This window comes from Candidatus Nomurabacteria bacterium, assembly GCA_016699085.1.
In the GTDB taxonomy this organism is placed as follows: domain Bacteria; phylum Patescibacteriota; class Minisyncoccia; order Phycocordibacterales; family UBA9973; genus CAZLWF01.
This window is the reverse complement of sequence record CP064958.1, coordinates 166,428-183,979: the sequence shown is the minus strand read 5'-3', so window position 1 is coordinate 183,979 and position 17,552 is coordinate 166,428. Positions and strand designations below refer to the sequence as shown.

Genomic DNA, 17,552 nt, shown 5'->3' with positions numbered 1-17,552 from the left:
TTTTCTTTTACAAAAAATTAGTATAGTAGGTACATGGAAATTAAATACATCGATATTCACTCCCACCTTAATCTCTCGCCACTATGGGAAAAAAGGGAAGAGGTTATTGCTCGTATGCGTGAAAAAGGTGTCGGGACTATTGTTATCGGTGTTGATAAAGAAACATCAAAGCGTACTATCGAACTTACGCTTGCTTATCCAGATGTAGTCCTGGGTGCAACAGTAGGTCTTCATCCAACAGATAACGACAAAGAGGTTTTTGATATAGGTGCATATAGAGAACTTGCTAAGCAATCATCTGTGGTTGCGATCGGTGAATGTGGACTTGATTACTTTAGACTAGTAAATAGTGAGCAGGAAATAGTGAATAGTATAAAAGAAAAACAGAAAGCGCTATTTAAACAGCATATCGAACTTGCGATTGAGACAAGTAAACCACTCATGATACATGCGAGACCATCAAAAGGTAGCCAAGATGCCTATGTAGATGTCTTAGAAATATTGAAAGATTTTAGAGGTATCAAGGCTAATTTTCATTTCTTTGTCGGCAATATTGAGATTGCAAAGAAAATCATTGATCTTGGATTTACTATGTCTTTCGATGGGCCGATCACGTTTTCTCGAGATTATGACGAGTTAATCAAGTTTCTACCGCTCGAATCAATCATGTGCGAAACTGATGCGCCGTTTGCTGCGCCGGTGCCATACCGCGGCAAAGAATGCGAGCCTTGGATGGTAGAGGAGGTATACAAGAAAATAGCAGAATTAAAAGAAATGGATGTAGAACTGGTTCGCACTGCACTAATTTCAAACATTAAGAAACAGTTTGACATAGAGGCATAATTTGGTAATATGTAGCTACTTCTTGTTCGATATGGCTCTGACGCTATATCGCTTCGGTCCATGACAAGAAGGCTTTATTACTATTGGACCGCGCATATGCGCGTTTTATTTATGGAAGAAACAGAACAAAAAGTCGTACAGGCAGGTGAAGGTAAAAAGGTCTATGAACTCTCATACCTTTTCGTGCCAACTATACCTGAAGAGCAAATCGCAGGTAAAATAACAGGTCTCAAAGATCTCGTGAATGATCGTGGTGGTGTCTTTATCTCTGAAGATTTCGCACGATACATAGAGCTCGCGTATCGTATGGAGCGAGTCATTACCAACAAGAAAGAAAAGTTTACCAGTGCGTACTTTGGCTGGATTAAGTTTGAACTCGAGCCAGAAAAGATTGCAGAATTAAATGCAATCCTTATGCGAAATGAAGAGATTATTCGTTACCTCTTGATCAAGACCGTCCGTGAGAACACTCTCGTCTCAAAGCGTCCTGTAAATCGCGATATAGGTAAAAAGCGAAGTGGCAGTGAGGATGAACCAAAGGTAGAGCTAAACAAAGAAGAAGTTGATGCACAGATTGAAGCAATGGTAAAAGAGTAGTCTTATTCTTACTGTTTAGTAACCACTACCCCAGAACCAAATTTTGTTCTATGATGAATCTAGTGGAAAGAATGTAATACTTTTCTTTATGTCGAAAATTTATAAGTAATCAAAAATTTGGTACGGGGTGGCGATGTATATAGTCGCTCCGCTCCTTATACAACAGCCATGTATCTCAATAAAGTAATGATAATCGGGAATCTCACCCGAGATCCTGAACTCAAGTCACTCCCATCAGGTGTCAAAGTCACTAGTTTTAGTTTGGCAACAAATCGTTCGTGGAAGGATCAAAATGGTGCCAAGCAAGAAGCAACAGAATTTCACAATGCAGTCGCATTTGCCAAGCCAGCGGAGCTCATAGCTCAGTATTGTAAAAAGGGAAGCAGTCTCTATATTGATGGGCGATTGCAAACAAGGAGTTGGGAAAAAGACGGCGAGAAAAAGTATCGCACAGAAATCGTCGTTGAAAACTTTCAGTTTGGTCCGAGAGCTTCAGGTGCGCCCGGAGGTGCAAGTGATACGCCGCGAAATGACAAACCAGCTAAAGACGAAAGTGACGTCGATACGATTGAATATCCAGCTGACGACATCAATGCCGAAGATATACCATTCTAACATTAGGAAATTAACCAGATATATTAAAACATGAAACAAGATTATTTTTCAGCAAACAATATCAAGCATATTGATTATAAAGATATAGAAGTCCTCAAGAAATTCTTGAATCCAAATGCTCGCATGCTCTCTGCCAAGAAAACTGGTATGACAGCCAAGAACCAGCGTTCACTTGCTATGGCAATCAAACGAGCACGATTTATGGGTTTGCTACCGTATATAGCAAAATAAAACTTTTTTATCCAAATAGTAAATACCAGAGCAGAAATAATTTTCATGGTCCTCGGTTCTCCTTGCTATGCAGGCCAGACAATGAAAAATTACTTCTGCTTTGGTTCTCGTATAACAATCAACAAAAAACTCCTAGCAAAGGAGTTTTTTGTTTTCCACAGGTGTTATTGACTATTACATAAAACGTGATACTATGATTTTGTTATGAATAAAACAGATACACAAATGAATACGAACACGAAGCGCACATATATGTGGGCGTCTATTCCATGCGGATCTCGATCCAACGTATCTGTCTTTACTTCACTTCTACTGCCCGCAAGGCAGGATGTTATAAGGGTTTAAGCCTCTAGCTTGAACATTTGAAACATCTCGCCTTGCGCGAGGTGTGTTGTTCTTAATCTAAATAATCAGTTCATTAAAAAAATAAAAATAATGGAAAAGAAAAAACTCTTTGCTCCTGTTTGGCGCCATTGGAAGCATGCATTTCATGCACAACGAAAGTTGATCATTATTACATTTGTATGTTATGGCGTTGGTACTTTTATTGACACGGTATATAAACCAGCAATATGGAAAAGTATCTTCGATATGTTAACAACAAATGATGCAAAAGCATCGGTCTGGTTATTTGGTTTAATAGTAGTTCTGAGTCTCGTTGGATGGGTTTCTGGTCGGATAGGTGATTACACTGTCGTCAAATCTCAGACAAAAATTATTAAGTACCTCAAGGATTACGCATTGCAGCATTTGATATGGCGGAATACAAATTTCTTCTTCAATTCATTCTCGGGTTCATTAGTAGCAAAAGTTAAACGATTTGCAGGCACATCAGAGAATGTCTATGACGAGTTTGTTTTTACTATATACCGTGTGGGGATAATGCTTGTTGGTGTATTCATTGTAATCTTTATGACATTGCCAATAATTGGCGTAATATTGAGCATTTGGGTAGTTATCTATGGAATCAGTGCATGGTATTTAGGCCACCTCCGTACACCGTATGATTTACGTTCATCAAATGCAGATTCGTTTACTACTGGCCACATGAGTGACATTCTTGGCAGTATTCACACGATTCATACGTATGCACGTGAGGAACGCGAATATAATTCGTTCACTCAGACGACAAGTGATGAATATGGTCATCGGTTACGAGCATGGTTACGTGATAACACGCAGTCTTCTATCCAGGCATCACTAATTCTTATTTTAGAATCAGTCGTAATGTATATGGTGATACAAAAATCACTAGCAAAGGAAATAAGTATTGGTACTGTTGTGATGATTCAGTCGTATATTGGAAACGTTGCAATGTATATGTGGAACTTTGGCAAAAGTGTCACGCGTATTAGGCACTTTATTGCTGATGCGCACGAAATGGCAATGATTCTCGATGAGGAAGATGAAGAAGATATAGAAAGTGGTAATGAGCAGATAGTCACAACCGACATAGCATTTTCAGATGTAACCTTTTCGTATCCAAAGAAAGACAAAATTGTTTTACAAAATTTTTCGATGGATTTTGAAGCAGGTAAACGTTATGGCATTGTTGGAGTTCGGGGTGCTGGTAAAACGACACTTACAAGATTATTATTAAAACAATTTAATCTTGAACAAAAAACAGGAGGCATTTTTATCGGAGGGGTGAATATTCAGTCTTTTTCAAGAAAAACACTACGCAAAGCGATAAGTTTCGTACCGCAAGATCCACAATTTCCATTCTGGTCAGTCATGGATATTATTCGTCTAGGTGATTCGCATGCAACTAAAGAGGATGTGATCGAAGCAGCAAAAAAAGCTTCATGCCATGATTTCATTATGGATTCTTTAGAACATGGGTATGAAACCAAAGTTGGAGAACGAGGTATTATACTTTCTGGTGGGCAACGACAATGTCTTGCAATTGCTGCAGCATTTCTCAAAAACGCGCCAATTGTGATTCTTGATGAGCCAACATCAGCACTTGATGCTGAGACAGAAAGCTCAATTCAGGCAATCTTGCGTGATATGAAAGGTAAAACCATGATTGTAATAGCTCATCGTTTGACGACTATTGCAAAACTTGATGAGATTATTGTGCTTAAAGATGGATCTGTTTTTGAACGTGGTACACATGATCAGTTACTTGAAAAGGGTGGCATATATCGATCTCTTTGGGACAAGCAGTTTTCTCTTCATAATCAAATGTAAATCAAAAACCGTTTCGATATATCGAAACGGTTTTCTTATGTTTAATTTACTTACCCGCGTTCAACGTATTCACCGCTGTCAGTATTGACGATAATTTTATCCCCGGCACTAACAAAAAGGGGAACGTCGATCATGGTGCCGTTTTCAAGTGTGACGAGTTTGGTGCCACCTTGGGCAGTATTGCCTTTGATTGACGGGGGAGCGTCTTTGACGGTAAAAGTCATCTTGATAGGAAGCGCAACACGGATGATCACCTCGTCACCATCATTGTCCCAAACGAGTGCAGTAACATTTTCATTTGGCTTGAGAAACTTTGCTGATTCGGCGATCAATTTCTCATCGAGCATGAAGCGATTCTTTGGATCCGATGGATCTGCGAACCAAAACTCACCGCGGTTCATGTAGAGAAATTTAACGTCACGCTTTTCAAGTTCGGCTTCATCGGCAGTATCAGCACTTCTGAATGTTTCAGTAAAGGTTCGGCCATTTACTAAGCTTTTAAGTTTGACTTGGTTTTGGGGTTTGCGCTGTTGAGTGCGTGCGACATGGGATTCCAGGACTTCACACGGCTCATTATTGTAGATGATGATCTTGCGCTCGCGTATTTCGTTGTATTCCAAAAGTGCCATAGGTTGCCTTTGATTAGTGAATAAATAAAGATACTGTCTATATAACCATATCTCGCCCCGTATGAACTTGTGAATGCATTCGATGAACAAGTTGCGTACCGGGGTCGTTGTATTCAAGTAATGCCATAGATAGTGGTTAGTTTTTAGTAACAGGGAGATTTTAGCCCAGGAAGCCTTATTTTGCAAGCTATATATTGATTGAGAAATCTGTATGAATCTTAGACAATCTTTCTTCGTTCAACCTCTTTACTTTTAGGCTTTCTCTTAAATGATCGCTTGTTTTTTTCTTTTCTTATTTCTCTGCGTACAAATTTTAAAGGTTTTGTTTTATCTTGTGCAAATTTTTTAATTTCTGTTAGTATGGTTTTTCGCATACCTTGGAAATCCCCACTGATTAATTGCGTTGTAATCATTTCTGCTTTTGATTCTCCATCAGTAACCTTGTCTTTGAGTCCTGTATCCTCTAATGCTTTTTCTGTATCTTCCTCATCCCATTGCCAGCCATCGTATTCATCATATTTTTGTATGAGTGTATAGAAAGCATCATTCAGCTTTTGTTTATGTATTTCTTGGGCATCCAAAAATTTTTTGTCTTCAATTTGCTCCTCATCTTTGTCTGCAGTATCTGGCTCCGTATCTGTTTCTCCAAATGCTTCCCAGTCATTAGAATCAGCAATATTTTCTAATTCTGTGTATGTATTGCGGGGAATAGGCTTCTTTATTTCCTCCTCTTCTTCGCTCTCACTATCAATACTTTTTGTAATTCGTCCTTTGCGTGAAGAATCGTCATATTCGTGAGTACTTGGGAATTGCTCGCTTGGTCTTATTATTTTCTCATAAGGAATATGTGCAGTATCTGCACGATTACGAGCATAAGAGGAGCGAACTTCTTTTTTTGGTTGTGCATTTTCATTCATTACAAGTCACTGTAGAAATTATTCGCCTGCACTTGAGATTTGAATTTCACCAAAGCGAGCCTTCACTTGCTTCAAGATTTCATTCGTAAGTTTACTGTTTTCCTTGAGAAATGTTCTTGTTGCATCGTAGCCGCGGCCGAGTTTAACATTTTCGCCTTCCTTTGGTTTATATTCATATGAGCCACCAGAAGACTTGGTTATGATGCCGAGCTTCTCTCCGAGAGCCATAATTTCGCCTTCGCGAGAAATACCTTCTCCGTAAATGATATCGAACTCAGTTTGTTTAAATGGGGCAGCGACTTTGTTCTTAACGACTTTGACTCGTGTACGGCCACCGACGACCTCTTCGCCTTTCTTGATTTGTGCAATACGGCGAATGTCGAGACGAACTGAGGTATAGAATTTGAGGGCTTTGCCGCCTGGAGTTGTTTCAGGATTGCCGAACATCACACCGATTTGCATACGGATTTGATTGATAAAAATAACGAGTGTTTTTGACCTGGCAACAATAGCAGTAAGTTTTCGAAGTGCTTGTGACATTAGTCGTGCTTGTTTTCCCACATGCTGTTGACCCATATCGCCTTCGATTTCATCTTTTGGCGTGAGAGCTGCCACTGAGTCGATAACAATGACATCAATTTTTCCTGATCTCACGAGAGATTCTGTGATTTCTAATCCTTGTTCACCCGTGTCTGGTTGTGAGATAAGGAGATCATTAATATTAACGCCAAGATTTTTAGCATAGCTTGGATCCATGGCATGTTCTGCGTCGATATACGCGCAGACACCGCCTTTCTTTTGGGCTTCTGCAACAATATGAAGAGCAAGGGTTGTCTTGCCGGAAGATTCAGGTCCAAATATTTCTATGATTCGGCCACGGGGGACACCGCCGATACCGAGTGCCATATCGAGTCCGATCGAACCTGTTGGGATTACGCTGATGTCCACCTTAGGTGCATCACCAAGTTTCATAATGGCACCTTCACCAAATTTTGTTTGGATTGATTTTATTGTGTCGTCGATTTCTGCGCCTATTTCTTTTAACGCTTTTGGAGCTGTTTTTTTAAATGCCATATAATTTATTTATTAGCTAGTAAACGAGACAGGTTGAGGTTTATAAAATACACGGTAGGATCGTACTTCTTCTTTTTTGAACCGGTCAGTTACCTTAATAGTAATTATAGAATACCCAGAGGTAAGCAGCAATTCATCTGCAAATGAGCCATCTTTACTAATACCGAGTCCTCTACCATTTAACGTAACTTCTCTTGCTTTTGTCGCAGTTCCACTTATGGTAAGTCTATTGCCGTCATATACTGCTCCATCTGTAACCCCATGTATCTTAAGATGGATACCAAAGATAATGTCGTGAAATTGCCATACAGCATATGAGAGAATGATAATGCCAAAAAGCGCTCCAGCGCCCCAACTAATTTTTTGCTTCATATTCATTCTCATACGTATTCTTGTTTCTCCACCGTTACATTTTTCTCTAATACTTCTCGCGGTTTAGCACCATTTGCAGCTCCGACAACACTGTGCTCCTCAAGCATGTCGATCAGTTTGGCTGCTCGCGAATAGCCGACGCCTAATTTCCGTTGAAGATACGATGTTGATGCTTTGCCTGATTCAATAACAATCTGTCGTGCTTCCTCATAGAGTTCATCTTCTTCGTTAGCTTCGTCATCTAATGTTGCTGAGAATATACTATTGCTTTCAGCGATAGGTCCAGAAAGTGCAATATCTTCGGTGACTTCATCTTTGTATGCGTCGCTTAAATACTTTACGATTTTTTTCACTTCGTTTTCTGAAATAAATGCTGATTGTAGACGTTCCGGCTGTCCTTCACCGCCGGAGAAGAGCATGTCACCAGCACCTAAGAGTTTTTCTGCGCCACCGCTATCTAATATCGTGCGCGAATCGATTTGTGTAGGCACTCGAAGAGCGATACGTGTCGGTACGTTAGCCTTGATAAGTCCCGTAATAATATTGACTTCAGGACGCTGGGTCGAGAGAACTAAGTGGATACCGACAGCGCGTGACATCTGTGCGAGACGGACGATCGCAGCCTCGAGCTCTCGGGGGTATGACTGCATAATATCTGCCAGCTCATCGATTATGACAACAATATATGGCATACGATCTTCAGTACCTCCGGCGCTTTTTTTACTATAAATATTGGCATGGTATGACTCAATATCGCGTACAGAGTGGCTTTGTAATATGTCATAGCGCCTATCCATTTCTTTTGCGGCCCACTTAAGCGCAAGGATGCATTTCTTGGCTTCGGTGATGACTGGCGTCAAGAGATGGGGAATTTTATTGTACAGAGTGAGCTCAACACGTTTTGGGTCAACCATGATAAATTTTAAATCTTCAGGGCTGTTGCGATAGAGCAGTGAGTTGATGAGTGCATGAATAGTAACAGATTTACCTGAGCCTGTTGTGCCGGCGATAAGTGCATGTGGTGCTTTGGCAAGATTGATATACATAGCACGTCCAGCAACATTTCGTCCAAGTGCAATAAAGAGAGGCTTTTGTGCATTGGTGAATTGTGTATCTCCGAGCAATGAGCCAAGACTAATAGTTGCTTTTGTTTTATTTGGAATCTCAATACCGACGAGTGACTTACCAGGAATAGGGAGTTCCATACGGATCGGATGAGCTGCTAGTGCCAGCGCTAAATCGTTTTGTAATCCAGCAATTCGTGAAAGTTTAACACCTTGGGCTGGTTTGAGCGCGTAGCGAGTAACTGTTGGTCCTATCGTAATTTCATCCATTTCAACAATGATGCCAAAGTTCGCCAGTGTTCTTTGAATAATATTTGCATTTGCTTTAATGTCGCCAACATTTGGTTTGCCCTGATCTTTCTCAAGTAATGAAAGCGGTGGTGGTACATAGGTAAGGTCAGTCCTTGGTTTCGTTAGTTTTTCTCCTAGATTTAATTCTTCTTCTCGTTGGGGTATGACTTCTGGGGCACTTCCAGTGATTTCTTCTGGTTTGATTACTTCTGGAACTATAGCGACTGGTGCCTCTGTGCCGTAGCTAACAATATTTTCCTCATCTTCGTCAGTATTTCGAAATGATCGAAATTTGTCTCTTAGGTGTGCAATATTTGGGCGAGTATCAAAAAGTACAAATAGTGAAATAATTAAAACTGCACTCAAAAACAGGATGCTTACATACGTATCAAAAAGTTTTAGAAAAGGCCAGGAGACTATGTTACCAATATAGCCACCAGCTTCTGGGTTACTGCTTAACACGTGGATCATTCCAAGCAGTGAAATAAAAAAAAGTGTAACACCAATCGTATGGGTAAGTGCAATATTAGGTCTGTTAGTTTGCAAAAAAGAAAATCCTAAGATTGCACACACAATAGGCAATAGGTAGTACCCGACTCCTAAAAGTAAAAATAGTATTGTATAGATAAAATTTCCTGCTACGCCAGCTATGTGGAAAAGTGATAGTAAAAAGAAAACAGCTCCCGCAAAAGCAATAATCGCATAGACACCATATCTTGTTTCTTGCTTGAGTGCAGTAGAAGTAGTACCTCTTGTGTCATCTTTGGTTTTCTTTGTGCTTGTCTCTTTCTTAGTATTTTTTTTTGCCATGTAAGCATTATTTTACCATACGGTATAGATTTTTACCCCTTGTTAATATACGGTTAATTACTGTAGCTTTACAAGACCAATGTCTTTGATATAATGGACATACGAAATCTTGATTTTTCATAGTAATGGACAGTTAATCTTATAAAAGACATGGAACACAAAAAAGAGAGTACAACTGATGGTAAAGTCTTTAATGGACACCAAGAAAATTCTAATATGAAAATTGGTTTATTTCACAATAAATCTACGAGTAATTCTTTGTTTAAAAGGACATTAAAAATATCTACGGCACTATATATGGTTACTGAGTGCATAAATGACACTGATTACTTAAAGCATTCATTAAGGACAGAGTGTCTAAATCTATTAAAAAAAGTATCAAGCATTGACATGTTAACGGGCGTAAAAACAAGCATAGTCCTTGAAGAAATTGAAAATGATCTTTGCCACCTACTTGGGTTAATAGAATTAGGCCATACCGTTGGTAGTATTGGGGAAATGAATGGCAGTATTTTAATGAAAGAGCTTACGTTATTATCAACTTCTTTTGATGCTTTAACTAGAGAAAATAGGGAAGGAAAATACACAACAACACTGTTTCGTTCCCAGTCGCTTGAAAAATTTACAGTTCCGGCTGATATGTTGCAATGGGATGCTATGCATTCCGATAGCTTGCAAGACCAAAAATCTAATGCTTCTTCACCTACAGTAAGTCTACAAAATGATAAAGGACATGAAGAGTTATTGAAAAAGTATCTGTCCTTTAATAAAGGACATCAAATAAACCCTCAGCAAAAATCACAAGGTCTTATTGAAAAAGAGCAATTAAAAGGCCAATCAAAAAAAATCGAATTAGCTTTGAAAAATGATAGGCGTAACAATATTTTTGCTCTTCTAAAAGACAAGCCAGAAATTATGATAAAGGACATTGCACAAGTTATAAAAAATTGTAGCGAAAAGACATTGCAACGTGAATTGATGTCTCTTGTTAAAGAAGGTGTCCTTAAGAAAATAGGTGAAAAACGTTGGTCAAAATACTCTTTGAAGTAAAGTTACATTGTAAGAATATTGTTTATATATCGTCATATATTGTGTAATTGCTTTGTATTGCAATTACTGCACGAGGATATTCTTTTTCATAAAACTAAGCATAAATGCTTAGTAGAGAGGTTATCCACATTATAATTTGCGATAGTTATTGCAAGCCATATAATACGTGCATGCACATAGCATATTTTTTTAATTATGCTATACTGCACAAGCGCATTTATTAGAGCGGATAGGCTACGATATATGCGCTTAATCTAGATGGGACGATCTTTGAAAATAAAATATGCGAGATAGGTTTTTCCTATTTCGGCCTTTTATTTTCTTGTCGGCTCATTTAGTATGCCCTGTCGACAAGGCAGCACGATACTCCCACTTATCCAATGGGGAGATCACGATTCAGACACCTTAATTAAGTGCCTGAATACTTCTCGGATAATTCTTTTCGAGGATTATTACGAGTGATATGCACACCTAGTTTTGTCGAAACTAAAACATTAGTAATGTGCATCAAAAGCTAGCGACATTTCTGATAAAGAGAAATGTGATGCGGCAATTATAAACGATAAAAATTATGCAAAAATTTACAAAATTCGCTTTTGCAACAGCTTTCGTTCTTGCAGCTTTCATAGTTGTAAACGTAGCTCGCGCAGAAGTTAGTGTTCCTCCGAACCTCGTTGTAGGTTCAAGTGGACAAGAAGTGATGGATCTTCAAGCAGCACTCAATGTTGCTGGTTATGCTCCAGCACTTACTGTTGATGGTGCTTTTGGTCCTATGACCAAAGCAGCTGTTGTTTGGTATCAAGGTGCTCACGCTCTAAGTGCTGATGGTGTTGTTGGTCCTATGACTGCTTCATCAATCAATACTTTGGGTGGTACACCATCAAGTGTTCCTGGCTGTATGGCTGGTGCTCTCTATAGTTCAACTACTGGAGCTCCATGTACAGGCGGTGTATCAAGTGTTCCTGGCTGTACAATGCCTGGACAGCTTTACAGCGTTACAACCGGTGCATCATGTAGCGGTAGTGTTGTAAGCAATCCAACTGGTGTTGGTAGCATCGAAAGCGATACGTTGATTGGCGGTTACGCTAGTGAACTTGTCGGCGTAGGTGATGCTGATCATCAAGTTGCTGGTATCCAGCTTAAGGCTGCTTCTGGTGGCTCTGATGTGACTCTTACCTCACTTAGTCTTCAATTCGTGATGACTAGTGGTACTGGTACAGACACAAAGATGGATAAATACTTCTCAAATGTTTCATTCTGGGAAGAAGGCACAAAGGTTGGTTCAGCGCTTGCGTCTGAATTCAGTCAAGACACTAACTCTGCGTACACAAACTACGTTTACTCTAAGACAATAACTCTTAGTGGTGCTAAGATTCTTGCAGGCCAGAAGTCAAACTTCTACGTCGGCGTTTCAGCACTTCCAGTAATCGATAGTGCAAACACAGTTTCTGGTGGAAACACATGGAGAGTGATCGTTTCTAACATCCGCTTTACGGATGGAACAGGCGCTTCACTAACCTACAATCCTACGAACTGTTCTTCAACAAGTGCATGTTCATTTAGCTTTGCAAGTGCAGCATCAGCAAACAGTGTTGAAGTTGCTATTTCACGCGCAACAGATGACATGAAGGCACACGTTAAAGACGTTGATGCAACTTCAAACACAAACAAAGTACAGCTCTTGAAGGCTAACTTCAAGGCAGTTGGTTCAAATCTACAAATTGATAAGATCCCAGTTACGATCACATCAGGTGTAGCATTGAATTTGATGGCAAGTACTCTCTACCTTCAAAACGCAAGTGGAGTAGTTCTTGACTCAACAACTGTTCAAGCAACTGGTACATCAACAGCGTACACATTCAAGAATCTTAATCAGACAATCACGAATGGTTCATCAGCTGACTTCATCGTCTCTGCTGACATCCTTCCACTTCCTGGTACAACTGCATTTGTTGCAGGTTCAACCATGAGTGCAACGATTGCTGGTGGGGTTGCTGGATATGACATTACTGATGCAACTGGTAATACTATTGGTGCTACTAAACTTATCGGTTCTGCAACAGGTGAATCTGTAGCATTCTACGATAAGGGCATCATGGTTGATCCAATCTCTGCAACAGCAAGTCTTACACCAGGTACATCTGCAAATGATGACATCCAAACATTTACTATCGCTTTCAAGGTAACAGCATTCGGCAGTACAATCTACATGCCAACACTTGCTGGTACATCAGGCGAGAAAGTAATCTTTGGTGTTGATAAGTCTGGAGTTACAGTATCAAACGCTCAAGTTTCTGGTGTTGTAGTGGATACAGGACCATACAGTCCTTCACTCTCATCAAATGGTAACTTCGTTATTAACAGCGGTACAAGTGAAAACTTCACTCTTACTGTAAGTGTTACTGATGGTGTTACTAATACAGCTGGTCTCTACCGTGCTTACCTTTCAAGCATCAACTGGGATTCAACTGATATAGCTGCGGCTGGTACATTCACTGGTCTATACAACTTCAACCTTGGTCCAACGAATGCGGCGTTCACTACGAACTACCAAAACGCTAACTAAGCGAGAGGCATCCAAAGCAAGCAATTGCTAAAGATAACAAAAACCACCCCCTCGGGGGTGGTTTTTGTGTTTTTAGGAAGGCAAAATTATATGTTACTATAAGGCAATATGAAAACTATAGAAATTTTTCAGCAAAAATGCACAAGTATGCTTTTGCCTGTTTTGCCGTATATTATTGCCTGTACATTATTTTTTGGATCTACTGTTGTATTTTCTGGGATATGGTTCAATTATATAAATTCGAAGACATTTATTATAGCCATCGGTAGTGCTTGTACGATAGCGCTTGTATTGTTTGCTGTGCCATGGGCAACGCTCAAGAATCTATTGTATACGAGAATGACGTGGGGTATTGTTGCATTCCTTATTGTTTTGGTAGTGGCAATGCTTGGTAGTGTAGATAGGGTACTGTCATGGCTTGGACATCCGGAACGGGGAACTGGTACTTTTTTTATACTGCTTGTAGCACTTGGGGCTATTGCAATTGGGGTAGCACTCAAAGATCCAAAAAAGATCAGACGTTTTTTGCTTTATCCAATTACTGGGGCTGCAGTCATTGTGAGTCTCTCGGTTATTCTTGGTCCGAGCGGATTTGGAATCATTACAAGTCAAGTTTTGGAAAATAGTTCAGGCGGCGGACTTATTGGTAACTCTTCATTTACTGGTACGTATCTTGCTGAAGCATTATTCATTGCTATATATCTTTTTGCCACGGCAACGACCCGGACGAGTCGAATCGTGTTCGGTATTGTTGGGGCTACCATACTTGTTAATCCAACGCTTGTTAATTTTGCGATATTTCATGGCTCCATTACCCGAGTAGTTGACGTGCTTGGAAATGCTCGTGCCGATGTTATTGCGCTTATTGGAGGCTTGCTCATAGTGTGGGGCATTATCTGGTCAACATCACAGCGTACGATAAAAAAATGGTCAGGACGTATTATTCTTTTTTGTACCATAGTTGGATTTCTGGTGTCTCTTATACTCCTTGTGCTGCCACAGACATATATACATCAAGCATTCATCCAAGAAGCTACTGGTAGTCGTTTTATCTATTGGGATATTGCGCTTCAAGGTATCCAGGACCATCCTGTCCTAGGTAGCGGGCCTGAAACATATCGATATACCTATGAGAAATATTTCAATCCAGACATGATGCTTGCAGCATATAATAAAGAGCAGTGGAGTGATAAACCCCACAACGCTTATATGGAATGGCTCTCGACGACAGGTATAATTGGGGGTATTGCTTATATGTTTATGCTTGGCTGTATTGCGTGGGGATCATTTAGAGTTTACCGCTTGACTAAGCATCGTTGGTTTTTTGCAAGCATCAATGGTTTTCTTTTTACTGCACTTATAAGTAATGTATTTGTATTTGATACACCAACGAGCTACTTGTTACTATTTGCAGTTATGGCCTGGGTCATTTCTTCTGAAGGTAGTTTAAGAAGTGTAAATCTAGGAATCGAAACAAAGCCTGTTACAAATATTAATTTTATAAGTCGTGCTGTATGCGGCGTTGTGCTTGTTGTAGTCACGCTCGTTATTATGATTCCTGAAATGAGCAAGCTCAAGCATGCATTTGTTGAATCACAAATGCCAATCGAAGATAGACAGCTGTCCTATGCTCGAGTTGAATCCATATCTCCATTTGGTAGTGGCATATTTATAGCAGAACGAGTAGATACGTATAGCCAGCTATATCAGGCGCACATAGATGAGATTGTAGTATTAGCCGAGCCGCAGAAAGATATTATTATTACTGATCTTGATGCAATGGCAAAAGTGCTTAATGATAGTTTCCTTATACATCCGATAAACACGCAGGCGACACTTGCGCTTGGGCGTATTGCAAGTTTAAAAATTGCAATTTTAAATAAATTAGATTCGGATGCGCTTACTGAAATGCAAAATGCTGCTGATAAAACTATTGCCATATCTCCAACAATGCCGCAAGGTTATTGGTTGCTAGGGCAAAGATATATCTACGAAGGTGATTATGAAAATGCATTGGTATCTTTTCAAAAGGGATTGGCAATTGATAGATTAATTCCAGAATCACACCAGATTATTATTAATTTAGCAGTACTTACAAAGAATGAAACGTTATTAAAAGAAGCCCAAGCTCAAGCATTGGCTGATACGGGGCTACTATTTAATGACAATAGTGTCAGTAAGTAAAGTTATTTGTCATTACGACCCATGAAAATCTCTGCAAAAAAAATTAATCTACTAGGAAAAGTTTTAAAGCGAATTATTGAAATAACCATTTTCCTTGTACCACTTTTTGTCTTAACGACTCCAGGTCCATATGTCGGCATTGGTGCGATTAAAGTATATATCTTTGAAGGGCTCACACTTACTGCATTTCTGTTGTGGATATACCTACGTGTTATTATCAAGGATGAACGCTATCGCTACAAAATTGGAATTATTGATTGGATCTTTATTGGTTTTTTGGGGTGGATAATTCTTTCGGCAATTTTCGGTACCAGTCCTGTTACCTCATTTTGGTCATACTATATGCGTGGACTTGGTGTTATTTTCTATATCCACTTGTATCTTTTCTTCATCCTTATTCGATCAGTTTTTCCATCAATCGAAAATTTCCGTAGATTGCTAGTCCTTGTAGGTAGTACGGGACTTTTAATGGCACTACAAACCTATGTAGGTACATCTGGTTTGGGTATTAAATCACTCGAAATTGCTGCCGACACCTCAGGTGCAACCCTCGGCAACTCATCATTTTTAGGTGGATATTTAATCATTGCACTTTTGGCTAACATATATCTACTGTTTACAACTTCATCAAAAGCAAAGCGAATTTTCTATGCAATCACAAGTATTGTGATTGCCGTAAGTCCAACATTATTTAACTTTAACATTTGGTTAGGTAGAGTCTCAATCGGAGAGATACTCCATCAACCAGCTCTTTTTTTGGGTGAGGCTCGTGCTGCAGTGCTCGGTATGCTCGTCGGACTGATTGCAGCAGGAATGTGGGTGACATTTGTAAAAGGAAAGAAATGGGTGCGGTATAGCATTGTGGTGGTTATGCTTATGGCGATTGTTGTCTCTACAATTGGCATTGTAAAAACATTTCAAACAAATACAGCATTAAATAAATATTTTATTGAGACGACAGGTGGTAATCGTTTGGCGTATGCAAAAGTTTCATTGCAAGCAATGCATGATAGACCCTTGTTCGGTTTTGGTCCAGAAAACTATTTTATTGCATTTGAAAAATATTTTGATACAGCGCTTTTCTCAAGCCCACTTATTGAGCCATGGGTAGATAAACCACACAATCAAGTGTTGGAATGGGGAGCAGTTGCCGGTATGCCTGCACTGGTATTATATCTTTGTCTTTTCTTCTTTCCGCTTGTTGTACTGGTGCGATATTCTTGGAAAATGAGACAGACACCATTATTTGTACTCTTTGGTATTGCTGCACTTATTGCCTACTTTTTTCAAAATCTTTTTCTTTTTGATACACCGGCCACTGCAGTTATATGGATTGTTGTGCTCGCATGTATATACGTAGGAATATATAAAAATACACAAGATACGTCTGAACAGACTTTAGAAGAGAAAGGTGTCATATTGCCACCGAAACAAATCGCACTTAGTGTAGGAATAAAATTGCTATATGTTGGCGTGCTTATATGGATAGTAATTTTACCGATTGCAAAACTCCATGCATTGTCAAAATTAGTTACCTCGGATCCTACGACGAGGGTAAACAGGTTAGAGCATGTTACTCACATGTCACCAGTCGGAGTTTCGCGAACAACGGCTCAATTTGCTGATGCACTATACCAGTCATATGCCAATAACTTCTCAATTATTATGTCTGCAGAAGATGGAGAAAAACGCGCTATCACTGACCTCAAGGCTCAAGTCAAAGTTCTGCAATCCATAGAAGCAAAAGATCCAGATAACTATCAAAATCCATTTGTAATTGCACGTATTAATAATTTGATTTATGAAATTAGCAAGGCCAAAGATGCTGAAGCAAATGCACTTGCAGAGGTGTATGGAAAAAAATTACTCGCACTTTCACCATCAAATGTATTTGGCTATCTAACGCTTGCTGAAACATATGTTGGAGCAAGTAAATTTAATGAAGCAATTGATCTGGTCAACAAAGCTATTATTCTCCAGCCTGCTGTGTCGGAAACTCGCTCGTTATTGCTTAATTTATATTTAATCAGCAACCAAGACGATCTTTTCAACACGGCGTTAGTGAAGGCGCAAAATGAAATTCCTGGTTTCGTGTACACTATTCCGTTTTAGGTCG

General features: G+C 39.5%; 14 protein-coding genes. 9 read left to right on the top strand and 5 right to left on the bottom strand.

The features are described from left to right. The first annotated feature begins 33 nt into the window (after positions 1-33). The 5 genes from IPF86_00915 to IPF86_00895 all read left to right on the top strand — a co-directional run bounded on the left by IPF86_00915 (position 34) and on the right by IPF86_00895 (position 4,479). Positions 34-843: a TatD family hydrolase gene (locus tag IPF86_00915; GenBank protein QQR50468.1), complete on the top strand. Its 810-nt coding sequence runs from the start codon at positions 34-36 to the stop codon at positions 841-843. A 111-nt stretch (positions 844-954) separates the two neighbouring features. Further along, positions 955-1,440 carry a 30S ribosomal protein S6 gene (locus IPF86_00910; GenBank protein ID QQR50467.1) on the top strand — a complete coding sequence of 162 codons (486 nt, stop codon included), beginning with the start codon at positions 955-957 and terminating at the stop codon, positions 1,438-1,440. 168 nt (positions 1,441-1,608) lie between these two features. Next, a complete protein-coding gene (locus tag IPF86_00905) occupies positions 1,609-2,055 on the top strand; it encodes a single-stranded DNA-binding protein (GenBank protein ID QQR50466.1) in 447 nt (148 codons plus the stop codon). A gap of 30 nt (positions 2,056-2,085) precedes the next feature. Further along, positions 2,086-2,286, top strand: a complete 201-nt coding sequence (locus IPF86_00900; GenBank protein QQR50465.1) for a 30S ribosomal protein S18 — start codon at positions 2,086-2,088, stop codon at positions 2,284-2,286. A gap of 435 nt (positions 2,287-2,721) precedes the next feature. Continuing rightward, positions 2,722-4,479 (top strand): ABC transporter ATP-binding protein, encoded by a 1,758-nt coding sequence (locus tag IPF86_00895; protein ID QQR50464.1) that lies wholly within the window; start codon positions 2,722-2,724, stop codon positions 4,477-4,479. 50 nt (positions 4,480-4,529) lie between these two features. Here IPF86_00895 and IPF86_00890 read toward each other — a convergent pair whose 3' ends face one another. The 5 genes from IPF86_00890 to IPF86_00870 form a co-directional block, all read right to left on the bottom strand. Continuing rightward, entirely contained in the window at positions 4,530-5,108 is a 579-nt protein-coding gene (locus IPF86_00890) for a hypothetical protein (GenBank protein ID QQR50463.1), read from the bottom strand. Between the two features lie 218 nt (positions 5,109-5,326). Beyond that, on the bottom strand, positions 5,327-6,025 hold the full coding sequence (locus tag IPF86_00885) for a hypothetical protein (protein QQR50462.1): 699 nt from the start codon (positions 6,023-6,025) through the stop codon (positions 5,327-5,329). An 18-nt stretch (positions 6,026-6,043) separates the two neighbouring features. Beyond that, positions 6,044-7,099: a recombinase RecA gene (gene recA, locus IPF86_00880; protein ID QQR50461.1), complete on the bottom strand. Its 1,056-nt coding sequence runs from the start codon at positions 7,097-7,099 to the stop codon at positions 6,044-6,046. A 12-nt stretch (positions 7,100-7,111) separates the two neighbouring features. Then, positions 7,112-7,471 (bottom strand): hypothetical protein, encoded by a 360-nt coding sequence (locus IPF86_00875; protein ID QQR50460.1) that lies wholly within the window; start codon positions 7,469-7,471, stop codon positions 7,112-7,114. Positions 7,472-7,479: 8 nt separating this feature from the next. Then, entirely contained in the window at positions 7,480-9,636 is a 2,157-nt protein-coding gene (locus tag IPF86_00870) for a DNA translocase FtsK 4TM domain-containing protein (protein ID QQR50459.1), read from the bottom strand. Positions 9,637-9,786: 150 nt separating this feature from the next. Between IPF86_00870 and IPF86_00865 the strand changes: the two genes are divergently transcribed. The 4 genes from IPF86_00865 to IPF86_00850 all read left to right on the top strand — a co-directional run bounded on the left by IPF86_00865 (position 9,787) and on the right by IPF86_00850 (position 17,548). Further along, positions 9,787-10,686 (top strand): hypothetical protein, encoded by a 900-nt coding sequence (locus IPF86_00865; protein ID QQR50458.1) that lies wholly within the window; start codon positions 9,787-9,789, stop codon positions 10,684-10,686. Between the two features lie 571 nt (positions 10,687-11,257). Next, on the top strand, positions 11,258-13,252 hold the full coding sequence (locus IPF86_00860) for a peptidoglycan-binding protein (GenBank protein ID QQR50457.1): 1,995 nt from the start codon (positions 11,258-11,260) through the stop codon (positions 13,250-13,252). 108 nt (positions 13,253-13,360) lie between these two features. Continuing rightward, positions 13,361-15,436, top strand: coding sequence for an O-antigen ligase family protein (locus tag IPF86_00855; protein QQR50456.1), 2,076 nt, complete (start codon positions 13,361-13,363; stop codon positions 15,434-15,436). A gap of 21 nt (positions 15,437-15,457) precedes the next feature. Continuing rightward, entirely contained in the window at positions 15,458-17,548 is a 2,091-nt protein-coding gene (locus IPF86_00850) for an O-antigen ligase family protein (GenBank protein ID QQR50455.1), read from the top strand. The last annotated feature ends 4 nt before the right edge of the window (positions 17,549-17,552 follow it).

Coding starts and splice junctions, on each gene's coding strand:
- IPF86_00895 (QQR50464.1), top strand. CDS start 2,722: ATGGAAAAGAAAAAACTCTTTGCTCCTGTTTGGCGCCATTGGAAGCAT.
- IPF86_00910 (QQR50467.1), top strand. CDS start 955: ATGGAAGAAACAGAACAAAAAGTCGTACAGGCAGGTGAAGGTAAAAAG.
- IPF86_00865 (QQR50458.1), top strand. CDS start 9,787: ATGGAACACAAAAAAGAGAGTACAACTGATGGTAAAGTCTTTAATGGA.
- IPF86_00850 (QQR50455.1), top strand. CDS start 15,458: ATGAAAATCTCTGCAAAAAAAATTAATCTACTAGGAAAAGTTTTAAAG.
- IPF86_00855 (QQR50456.1), top strand. CDS start 13,361: ATGAAAACTATAGAAATTTTTCAGCAAAAATGCACAAGTATGCTTTTG.
- IPF86_00905 (QQR50466.1), top strand. CDS start 1,609: ATGTATCTCAATAAAGTAATGATAATCGGGAATCTCACCCGAGATCCT.
- IPF86_00860 (QQR50457.1), top strand. CDS start 11,258: ATGCAAAAATTTACAAAATTCGCTTTTGCAACAGCTTTCGTTCTTGCA.
- IPF86_00875 (QQR50460.1), bottom strand. CDS start 7,471: ATGAAGCAAAAAATTAGTTGGGGCGCTGGAGCGCTTTTTGGCATTATC.
- IPF86_00890 (QQR50463.1), bottom strand. CDS start 5,108: ATGGCACTTTTGGAATACAACGAAATACGCGAGCGCAAGATCATCATC.
- IPF86_00870 (QQR50459.1), bottom strand. CDS start 9,636: ATGGCAAAAAAAAATACTAAGAAAGAGACAAGCACAAAGAAAACCAAA.
- IPF86_00885 (QQR50462.1), bottom strand. CDS start 6,025: ATGAATGAAAATGCACAACCAAAAAAAGAAGTTCGCTCCTCTTATGCT.
- IPF86_00900 (QQR50465.1), top strand. CDS start 2,086: ATGAAACAAGATTATTTTTCAGCAAACAATATCAAGCATATTGATTAT.
- IPF86_00915 (QQR50468.1), top strand. CDS start 34: ATGGAAATTAAATACATCGATATTCACTCCCACCTTAATCTCTCGCCA.
- recA (QQR50461.1), bottom strand. CDS start 7,099: ATGGCATTTAAAAAAACAGCTCCAAAAGCGTTAAAAGAAATAGGCGCA.